This window comes from Roseovarius gahaiensis, from assembly GCF_011601345.1.
GTDB lineage: Bacteria > Pseudomonadota > Alphaproteobacteria > Rhodobacterales > Rhodobacteraceae > Roseovarius > Roseovarius gahaiensis.
In genome coordinates this window covers 28,761-38,253 of record NZ_JAAORB010000004.1, presented here as the reverse complement: position 1 = coordinate 38,253, position 9,493 = coordinate 28,761, and the positions used below count along the sequence as shown (strand labels likewise).

12 protein-coding genes are annotated in these 9,493 nt (G+C 60.0%); 8 read left to right on the top strand and 4 right to left on the bottom strand.

The features are described from left to right. Positions 1–37 precede the first annotated feature (37 nt). The 3 genes from HAT86_RS03725 (at position 38) to HAT86_RS03715 (ending at position 1,307) form a co-directional block, all read left to right on the top strand. Positions 38–259: a putative signal transducing protein gene (locus HAT86_RS03725; RefSeq protein ID WP_167193546.1), complete on the top strand. Its 222-nt coding sequence runs from the start codon at positions 38–40 to the stop codon at positions 257–259. After that, complete coding sequence (locus HAT86_RS03720; protein ID WP_167193544.1) at positions 246–1,031, top strand: tRNA1(Val) (adenine(37)-N6)-methyltransferase; 786 nt, start codon at positions 246–248, stop codon at positions 1,029–1,031. The genes HAT86_RS03725 and HAT86_RS03720 overlap by 14 nt, the downstream gene beginning before the upstream one ends. A gap of 105 nt (positions 1,032–1,136) precedes the next feature. Continuing rightward, positions 1,137–1,307: a YdcH family protein gene (locus HAT86_RS03715; RefSeq protein WP_167193542.1), complete on the top strand. Its 171-nt coding sequence runs from the start codon at positions 1,137–1,139 to the stop codon at positions 1,305–1,307. Between the two features lie 150 nt (positions 1,308–1,457). Here the strand turns inward: HAT86_RS03715 and phbB are convergent, their stop codons facing one another. The 3 genes from phbB to HAT86_RS03700 all read right to left on the bottom strand — a co-directional run bounded on the left by phbB (position 1,458) and on the right by HAT86_RS03700 (position 4,506). Further along, positions 1,458–2,180 (bottom strand): acetoacetyl-CoA reductase, encoded by a 723-nt coding sequence (gene phbB / locus HAT86_RS03710; protein WP_167193540.1) that lies wholly within the window; start codon positions 2,178–2,180, stop codon positions 1,458–1,460. Positions 2,181–2,360: 180 nt separating this feature from the next. Then, positions 2,361–3,536, bottom strand: coding sequence for an acetyl-CoA C-acetyltransferase (locus HAT86_RS03705; protein ID WP_167193538.1), 1,176 nt, complete (start codon positions 3,534–3,536; stop codon positions 2,361–2,363). 133 nt (positions 3,537–3,669) lie between these two features. After that, complete coding sequence (locus HAT86_RS03700; RefSeq protein WP_167193536.1) at positions 3,670–4,506, bottom strand: EAL domain-containing protein; 837 nt, start codon at positions 4,504–4,506, stop codon at positions 3,670–3,672. Positions 4,507–4,615: 109 nt separating this feature from the next. Here HAT86_RS03700 and HAT86_RS03695 point away from each other — a divergent pair, with 109 nt between their 5' ends. The 5 genes from HAT86_RS03695 (at position 4,616) to HAT86_RS03675 (ending at position 8,550) form a co-directional block, all read left to right on the top strand. After that, the gene (locus HAT86_RS03695; protein ID WP_167193534.1) at positions 4,616–5,200 is read left to right on the top strand and encodes a DNA-3-methyladenine glycosylase I; all 585 of its coding nucleotides are present in this window, start codon (positions 4,616–4,618) and stop codon (positions 5,198–5,200) included. A 114-nt stretch (positions 5,201–5,314) separates the two neighbouring features. Continuing rightward, on the top strand, positions 5,315–6,502 hold the full coding sequence (rlmN, locus tag HAT86_RS03690; RefSeq protein WP_167193531.1) for a 23S rRNA (adenine(2503)-C(2))-methyltransferase RlmN: 1,188 nt from the start codon (positions 5,315–5,317) through the stop codon (positions 6,500–6,502). 59 nt (positions 6,503–6,561) lie between these two features. Continuing rightward, complete coding sequence (locus HAT86_RS03685) at positions 6,562–7,527, top strand: amidoligase family protein (RefSeq protein WP_167193529.1); 966 nt, start codon at positions 6,562–6,564, stop codon at positions 7,525–7,527. Beyond that, complete coding sequence (locus tag HAT86_RS03680) at positions 7,524–8,237, top strand: gamma-glutamyl-gamma-aminobutyrate hydrolase family protein (RefSeq protein ID WP_167193527.1); 714 nt, start codon at positions 7,524–7,526, stop codon at positions 8,235–8,237. The genes HAT86_RS03685 and HAT86_RS03680 overlap by 4 nt, the downstream gene beginning before the upstream one ends. Before the next feature lie 121 nt (positions 8,238–8,358). Further along, positions 8,359–8,550 (top strand): hypothetical protein, encoded by a 192-nt coding sequence (locus HAT86_RS03675; protein ID WP_167193525.1) that lies wholly within the window; start codon positions 8,359–8,361, stop codon positions 8,548–8,550. Between the two features lie 21 nt (positions 8,551–8,571). Here the strand turns inward: HAT86_RS03675 and HAT86_RS03670 are convergent, their stop codons facing one another. After that, positions 8,572–9,393 (bottom strand): LOG family protein, encoded by an 822-nt coding sequence (locus HAT86_RS03670; RefSeq protein ID WP_167193524.1) that lies wholly within the window; start codon positions 9,391–9,393, stop codon positions 8,572–8,574. Positions 9,394–9,493 lie beyond the last annotated feature (100 nt).

The following is a 9,493-nucleotide window of genomic DNA, read 5'->3' as shown; positions in this document are numbered from 1 at the left end:
GTCGACAAACCGCCGTTGGTGCCCTTATGTCATCCCCATGAAACAGTTGATCAGCACAAATGACCCGACGATCATCCCCTTTGCGCGCGCCCTGCTTCAGGGCGAGGGTATAGACTGCTTTGAAATGGACGTAAATATGAGCATCCTTGAAGGTTCGATCGGGGTGTTCCCGAGACGCCTGATGGTGGCCGATTCCGATTATGACGCTGCGGTTACTGTGATCACGGACAACGGGATCGAAGCGTATGAACGGCCCTGACGACGCGTCGGGCGCTGCGCTGACGCGCGATGCCTTTCTGGGCGGGCAGTTGCAGATATGGCAGCCGCGCGGGGGGTATCGCGCGGGGGTGGACCCGGTGTTGTTGGCTGCCAGCGTGCCGGCGCGTCAGGGGGACACCGTGCTGGAACTGGGCTGCGGTGTCGGGGTGGCGTCGCTGTGTCTGGCGCGGCGGATTGCCGGAGTGCAGATAACCGGGTTGGAAGTGCAGCCCGACTATGCCGATCTGGCCCGGCGCAATGCACAAGACAACGCGATTGCGTTTGATGTGCTGACCGGGGACTTGGCCGAGATGCCCGAGGCATTGCGGCAAATGCAATTTAACCACGTGATCGCCAACCCGCCCTATTTTGACCGCGCGTCCAGCACCCCGGCGCAGAACGCTGGACGCGAGGTGGCCTTGGGAGAGGGCACGCCGCTGTCCGATTGGGTCAGCGCCGCGGCTAAACGCGCCGCGCCCAGAGGATACGTCACGTTTATCCAACGTGCCGACCGCTTGCCCGAGCTGTTGGCCCATGCGGCGCGCCATCTGGGCAGTCTTGAAGTCATGCCGCTGATTGCCCGCCGGGGCCGGGCGGCGCGGCTGGTGCTTTTGCGCGGGCGCAAAAATGGGCGCGCTGCGTTTCGGATGCATGATGGATGGGTGTTGCACGACGGCGTGGCGCATGTGGTGGACGGCGAAGACTACAACGCTGCCACGGGGGCGATCTTGCGCCTTGGGGCCGCGTTGCCCTTTCCTGCGGCATCTGACTAAAAAGCGATACGCAAAATTCAGCTTATTTCGCACATGCAGCGTGACAGATTTGTAAAATTGTGGTGCACTGAAAGAGTTCAATTTCATTTAGAGAGGATACAGCCCATGAGCTTGAGTTCGCATGTCGAGCAACTGAAAATGAAACACCAGACCCTCTCGGACCAAGTGGAAGAGGCGCAACGCGCACCCGGCGTCAGCGATCTTGGGGTTGCTGAGCTGAAAAAACAGAAACTTCGCATCAAGGAAGAAATCGAACGGCTGAGCCCCAACGCCTGAACAAGCGTTCGCGCGGGTCAGACCGATAAGGCGGTTGTGATGCGATATTACGGCCGTCTTATCCAGTATGCCAAAAGGGCGGATTGCCACGGCAAAAGGGCCGGTCGTTAAGGCCGGCCCTTTGCGTGATAGATGCACCGATGGTGGCTGTCAGACGAAGAATTGGCCACCATTGGCCGAAATCGTCGAGCCGTTGATAAAGCCGGCGTCGTCCGATGTCAGGAAGGCCACGCAGCGCGCGATTTCCTCGGGTTCGCCCAAACGGCCCGTCGGGATTTGGCTGATGATTGAGTCGCGCACCTTCTCCGGCACGGCCATGACCATTTCCGTGGCGATATAACCGGGGCAGACCGCGTTGGCGGTGATGCCCTTGGCCGCACCTTCTTGGGCAAGTGATTTGATGATGCCCAGGTCGCCTGCTTTGGTCGCGGCATAGTTCACCTGCGCGAACTGTCCTTTCTGACCGTTGATCGAGCTGATCACCACGATACGGCCAAAACCACGCTCGCGCATGCCGGGCCAAACCGGATGGATGGTGTTGAATACGCCGGTCAGGTTGGTGTCGATCACCTCTTTCCACTGTTGCGGGGTCATCTTGTGGAACGGGGCGTCACGGGTGATGCCGGCGTTGGCGACCACGATGTCGATCGGGCCCAGATCCTCTTCGACCTTGGCAATGCCTGCGGCGCTTTCGTCGTAGTCGCCGACATTCCACTTGTAGGTCTTGATGCCCGTTTCTTCGGTGAACTTGGCTGCGGCCTCGTCATTGCCGGCATAGGTGGCGGCCACGGTGTGGCCTTCGGCCTTGAGGGCCTTTGAAATTGCTGCGCCGATCCCACGTGATCCGCCGGTGACAAGTGCTGTTCGTGCCATGTTATCCTCCAATATGGTCAAATGCGTTGGTAACTCTGTTACTATTCATCGCGGCAATACGCAATATTGTTGCGCAAAGAATTTGCCGCGTTGCAGCTTTTCCTGTGTCAGGTCGGCTTTGTGATAAAAAAGGGCGCCGCAATGGGCGCCCTTTGGTGTCAGTGCGATACCGGGGCGCGATCAATCCCGCTCAAGGCACATGGCGACGCCCATACCGCCGCCGATGCACAAGGTCGCAAGGCCCTTCTTGGCGTCGCGGCGCTGCATTTCGAACAGCAGGGTGTTCAGGATGCGCGCGCCCGATGCACCGATGGGGTGTCCGATGGCGATAGCGCCGCCGTTCACATTCACGATCTCGGGGTTCCAGCCCATGTCCTTGTTGACGGCACAGGCCTGCGCGGCAAAGGCTTCGTTGGCTTCGACAAGGTCTAGATCTTCGGGCGTCCACCCGGCCTTTTCCAAGGCCTTGCGGCTGGCGTGGATCGGGCCGACGCCCATGATCGACGGGTCCAGACCGGCGGTGGCATAGCTGGCGATACGCGCAAGCGGCTGGATGCCGCGCTTGCTGGCCTCATCCGCGCTCATCAACAGGGCGCCGGCGGCACCGTCATTCAGGCCGCTGGCATTTGCGGCCGTGACCGAGCCATCCTTGGCAAAGGCGGGGCGCATTTTCTGCATCGCATCAATCGTGGCGCCATGGCGGATGTATTCATCCTTATCGACCACGGTTTCCCCCTTGCGGGTCTTGACGGTGAAGGGGATCACTTCGTCGTCGAACTTGCCGGCCTTTTGGGCGGCCTCGGCCTTGTTCTGGCTGGCCAGTGCGAATTCATCTTGCTGTTCGCGATTGATCTGCCATTTTTCGGCGACGTTTTCGGCGGTCTGGCCCATATGGTACCCGTTGAAGGCATCCCACAGACCATCGCGAATCATTGTGTCGATATATTTGACATCGCCCATCTTGTGCCCGGCGCGCAGATGCGCAGCATGGGGGCTGAGGGTCATGTTTTCCTGACCGCCCGCGCAAACGATGCTGGCATCGCCCAGTTGGATGTGCTGCGCGGCCAGCGCGACCGCCCGCAGGCCAGACCCGCAAACTTGATTGATGCCCCAGGCGGCACTTTCGATGGGCAGACCGGCGTTGATATGCGCCTGACGGGCCGGGTTCTGGCCTTGGGCCGCGGTCAGCACCTGACCAAGAATCGTTTCCGAGACTTCTGACTTGTCGATGCCTGCCCGTTCGACGAGCGCTTCAAGCACGGCGGCGCCCAGATCGTGGGCGGGCGTGTTGGCGAAAGATCCGCCGAAAGACCCGACAGCGGTGCGCGCCGCGGATGCGATAACTACGTTGGTCATGTGTTTCCTCCACCAGTTGACGTAACATCGAGGGTACGCCGCACAACTGGATCGTGCAAACCCGAATGCCCCGACGGTCGCAAGCTGTGATACAGCATTTGCCGCAGTGCGGCAACGGCCCGGTTGTCACAGTTCAGGCGCTGGCTTGTGTCAGCCCCGCGTCCAGCCACGGGGGGTGCACCGATGGCGCGCTGAAAAAGTAACCTTGCAAGCAGTCGATCCCGGCAGCGGTCAGATAGGCGGCATCTTCGCGCCGTTCGACACTTTCGGCGACGGTCAGCATATCGAATTGCAGGGCGATGGATTGCAGCGCGGCTGTCAGAATTTGATTGTCCGGGTCGGTGGCGATGCCGCGAATGAATTGGCCGTCGATCTTGAGGATGTCAAAATAGAAATCGCGCAGATACCGGAATGAGGTAAAGCCCGCGCCAAAATCATCCAGCGCAAAACTGATGCCCTTTTGCTGAAGCTCGGACATGAAGCCGACCACCAGTTCGGGGATCAACATGGCCGAGCTTTCGGTGATCTCAAGGATCAGGCGCTCGCCAATCGTCGGGTCGGATTTCAGCCATTTCGACAGTATCCTGTTCCACCGCTTATACCCGATCGAGCGGGCCGACATGTTCACCGCCAGCCGCAAGTCGGGGTAATCGGCCAGCGTTTTCAAACCTTTGTCCAGTGCGAGACAATCAATCGCGCGGCCGGTTTCAGTGGTTTCGATTACGTCAATGAACTCTTTCGCCGGGATCACGCGCCCGGTGTCGTCCAGTACGCGGATCAACCCTTCGTAAAAGGTGGCGCGTGACTGGCGGCCTGCCGGAACCACAGCCTGATAGGCCAGCATCACCTGATTGTGCTGAACGGCCTGCTGCACCATTTCCAGTGTTGACCTGTCCCGCGCCGTGACAGCATAGGCCAGCGGGCTGTCGTGCCCGGCCGGGATATTGGCCCATTTGCGTTTGTGCCCCATTTGCACCTCCTGATCATCGGGTCACAGGTTGTGGGCCAGCCGCTAAAGAACTGTTAAGCTGCGCATCTAAGACAAATTGAAGGCAGTGCGCGCAGCAAGGGGTGCAAGCATGGAGCGATGTGGCTGGGTCGGAGACGATGACCTGTACAGGGCGTATCACGATACCGAATGGGGCGTTCCCGAATATGACAGCCGCGCGCTATGGGAAAAGCTGGTCCTTGACGGATTTCAGGCCGGGCTGAGCTGGATCACCATCCTGCGCAAGCGAGAGGCGTTTCGTGAATCATTTCAGGGATTTGACCCAGACCTGATTGCCGGGTGGGGCGCGGCCGAGGTGCAGCAATTGCTGGCCAATCCGGGCATCGTGCGCCACCGAGGCAAGATCGAGGCGACGATTTCGAATGCCCGTGTCTGGCAGCAGATCGAGGCCGAGCAGGGCTTTGACCGCTACCTTTGGGGCTATGTCGGCGGTGCCCCTCTTCAGAACCGATGGGCCCGTCTGGATGATGTTCCGGCCTTCACAGAAATTTCCACGGCAATTTCCAAGGATTTGAAGAAAAGAGGATTCAAGTTTTGCGGGCCGACGATTGTATATGCCTTCATGCAGGCCGTGGGCATGGTGAATGATCATCTAACCACATGCCCTTGCCATGACGAGGTGGCGAAACTGGGCCACAGATCCGGCGTGCTATGATGGGGGCCGCATGTGGGTATCGCGCCAGTGCATGGCACACGGCACTGGAATGTTTTGGAATCGGTGCGCATATCCTATATGGAACCCCATCTGACGATAGGATTGCGCGACCCCATGACCGATAGCACCGCACCGATCACCCAAGACGTGATGACCATCCCCCGCAAGCTGCCCGAGGGGCCGATTAATATTGTCGGTCTGACCCGTGAGGCGTTGCGCGACACTCTGATTGCCCAAGGCACGCCGGAAAAGCAGGCCAAGATGCGGGTCAATCAGATCTGGCAGTGGGTCTATCAATGGGGGGTGCGCGATTTTGCCGAGATGACGAATCTGTCCAAGGCCTACCGCACCGAATTGGCCCGGAATTTCGTGATCGAAATCCCCGAGATGGTCAGCCGTCAGGTCAGCGCCGATGGGACGCGCAAATATCTGGTCCGCATCGCTGGCGACCACGAGGTTGAGGTGGTGTATATTCCCGAAACCGACCGTGGAACGCTGTGTATCTCGTCCCAAGTGGGCTGCACTCTGACTTGTTCGTTCTGCCACACTGGCACCCAAAAACTGGTGCGCAACCTGACGGCGGGTGAAATCATCGGTCAGGTGATGATGGCGCGCGACGATCTGGGCGAATGGCCCGAACCCGGCCAAGGGACGGGCGACAATGGCCCGCGTTTGCTGTCGAACATCGTGCTGATGGGGATGGGCGAACCGCTTTATAATTTCGACAATGTGCGCGACGCGATGAAGATCGCCATGGATGGTGAAGGCATTTCGCTCAGCCGTCGGCGCATCACCCTGTCGACCAGCGGTGTGGTCCCTGAAATCGCCAAAACTGCCGAGGAAATCGGCTGTATGCTGGCGGTCAGTTTCCATGCCACCACAGACGAGGTCCGCGACAAGCTGGTGCCGATCAATAAAAAGTGGAACATCGCCACGCTGCTGGACGCGCTGCGTGAATACCCCAAAGTCAGCAATTCCGAGCGTATCACCTTTGAATACGTGATGCTGAAGGACGTAAACGACAGCGACGAAGATGCGCGGCGGCTGGTGCAGTTGATCAAGGGAATTCCCGCGAAAATCAACCTGATCCCGTTTAACGAATGGCCCGGCGCCCCGCACCAGCGCAGCGATTGGGACCGGATCGAGAAGTTCGCCGACATCATCTACAAGGCAGGCTATGCCAGCCCCATCCGCACCCCGCGCGGCGAAGACATCATGGCGGCCTGCGGTCAGCTGAAATCGGCCAGCGAACGCGCCCGCAAATCCCGCCGCCAGATCGAATCCGAGGCCGGAATCGGTTAATCGGCCCCAGACGCCCGGTCAGCCTTGTGCAACTGGGCCCGGAATGCTCAACTGCCGCTATGACCCGATTTGCTCCCCTTCCACAGCCCATAACTGCCAGCGGCGAACCGCGCCGTGTCGGGGTTGAGATCGAGCTTGGCGGTCTGGACGAGGCGCATGTGGCGCGCCTGTGTGCCGAAACGCTGGGCGGGCAGGCGGTGCAGGATGACAGCCATATCTGGACCGTGCAGGACAGTTCGCTTGGCAAGCTGGAGGTCTATCTGGATATCTTCCTGCGCAAGGCCAACAAGACCAAGCTACGTGATCTGGCGCTTGATCTGGGCCGCGAGGTGGTGCCGGTCGAGATTGTGACCGAGCCGTTGGACATTGAAGGTCTGGCGCAATTGGACCACCTGAACACGGTCTTGCGCAAGGCCGGGGCGCTGGGCACTGGTGCCGGCTGGGTGTTTGGCTTTGGCGTCCACTTGAACGTGCAGATCGCCTCGGACAGCGACGCCGATATCCTGCGCCCGCTTCTGGCCTATGCGCTGATCGAGGATTGGCTGCGCGCGTCCAGCCCTATTGACGAATCGCGTCGCATCCTGCCCTTTACCTACCCATACCCGACGGATTTTGTACGTGCCTTGATCGGGCTGGGGCCGGATGGCACCGCGCAAAAGGCGATGGACCTGTATCTGCAGCATACGCCGTCGCGCAACCGGGGTTTGGATATGCTGCCGATTTTCGCGCATTTCTGGCCTGACAGGATCGCAGAGGCAATATCAGATAAAACATCGGCGCGGCCCACATTTCATTTTCGCCTGCCCGATTGCCTGATCGACGATCCCGCATGGTCGCTTGCACAGGAATGGCAGCGTTGGGTCACGGTCGAGCGGGTGGCCGCCGATGACGCGCTGTTGGCCCGTTTGTGCCGTGAATGGCAGGACGATCACGGGATGGTCACGCTGACACGGGGCAGTTGGGCGGCGCGGTGCGGCGATATCCTGCGCGCGGCGGGGTTGGACATGGCCGGGTTGCCGGGATGACACGACCGTTGATTGGTGTCACCACCTCGCGCCGGTCGGGCTGGCGCATCTTTCCGCTGATCGCGCTGAATGTGTGGATGGCCGGGGGGCGTTCGCTGCGATGGGTTGATGGCTCGGACGCCGATCTGTCTAGGGTGGATGGGGTCATCATCGGTGGTGGCGATGATATCTCACCCGATCTGTATGGCGGGCAGCTGGTGCGCTCGGCGCGGCTGGATCCAGGGCGGGATGCGCTGGAACGGCGCGTCGTGCAGGATGCTTTCGATCAAGACAAGCCGGTGCTGGGGATTTGCCGGGGCAGTCAGATGCTGAACATCGCGCTTGGCGGCACGCTTCATCAGGATGCCTACGAGGTCTATCGCAACAGCCGCTACATCCGCACGATCCTACCGCGTAAAACCGTCCATATCGAACCGGCCACGCGGTTGGCGCATGTCTCGGGGACAGGCCCGATGAAGGTGAACGCGCTACACTCGCAGGCGGTCGATACGCTGGGCCGTGGCCTGCGCGTGGCCGCGCGTGACGCGGGCGGCATGGTGCAGGCCATTGAACGCGTGCGCGATCCCTTTGCCATCGGGGTCCAGTGGCACCCCGAACACCTGTTCTACGCCCACCGCCAACAGGGCTTGTTCCGTGCGCTTGTATCGGCGGCTCGCGCCCGCCAACAGCATCAGGCGCAGCTGGATCGGGTTGATCATTGCATGGATTGACCATCCGCGTTGAAAAACATTGTCGCCATGAAACCTTTTGACGGCCACATTCCGGCACGATTGTTGCCCTGTTCGTTGACTATTCCGACTTCAGTGAAACACTGTTGGAAGGCAGGAAACGATGAAACAGTTTACATGCGATAGCGAAACAGACGTTCTGAACCTCGTATTACGCGAGCGCGGCATGGCCGTGTCCGAGCGTGAATGGAAACACCGCCTGCGTGGCTACGGCTACGCAATCAAGGACACGTCCGAGGGGCGTCTGGTCACCACGCTGTTGCGCGGCGCACCGGTTTGTACCTTGCCGGTCTAATGCGGGGTCCGTGTGTGTGGGTCAGGCGTCTTCGGCATACCAGTCGTCGATGATCTGAACCGCCTCTTGCGCGGTGTCGACAAAGCGGAACAGTTCCAGATCTTCGGGGCTGATCGTGCCCGCGTCCGACAAGGCCTCCCAGTTGATGATGCGACGCCAAAAGGCTTCGCCGAACAACAGGAAGGGCACCTTGGTCATCCGGTCGGTCTGGATCAGGGTCAACGCCTCGAACATCTCGTCCAGCGTTCCAAAACCGCCGGGAAAAACGCAAATCGCCTTGGCCCGCATCAAAAAGTGCATCTTGCGGATGCCGAAATAATGAAAGTTAAAGCACAGCCCCGGCGTGACATACTCGTTCGGGGCCTGCTCGTGCGGCAGCACGATGTTCAACCCGATGGATGCCCCGCCTGCGTCAGCTGCGCCGCGATTGCCCGCCTCCATCACCCCCGGTCCACCGCCGGTGGCCACAACATATTCACGGCCATAGCTGGCCATGGATTTCATCGTGATCATCCGGGAAAATTCGCGCGCTTCATCGTAATAGCGCGACAGATTGGCCAAAGTTTCGGTGCGCGCCGTGTCTTTTTGTGAAGGCTCCGGAATGCGCGCACCACCAAAAAGCACCACGGTGCTCTCAATACCGCGTTCGTTCAGGATCATCTCGGGCTTGAGCAATTCCAACTGCAAACGCACCGGGCGCAGCTCGTCGCGGCACAGAAAATCCGAGTCTGCAAAAGCCAGCCGATAAGCCGGGGCGCGGGTCTGTGGCGTGTCAGGGACCTGTTCGGCGGTGCGACTGTCGGATTGGGCATCACGGAACTGGCTGTTGCGGTCGTCATCCATCACTCACACATCCTTTGTTGGTCGTTTCGTCCAAGGCGTATCGGGTCTGTCCCGGCTTGACCAGTCGGCGGTCTTCTTCTGTTTCAAAATATCCCGGGGG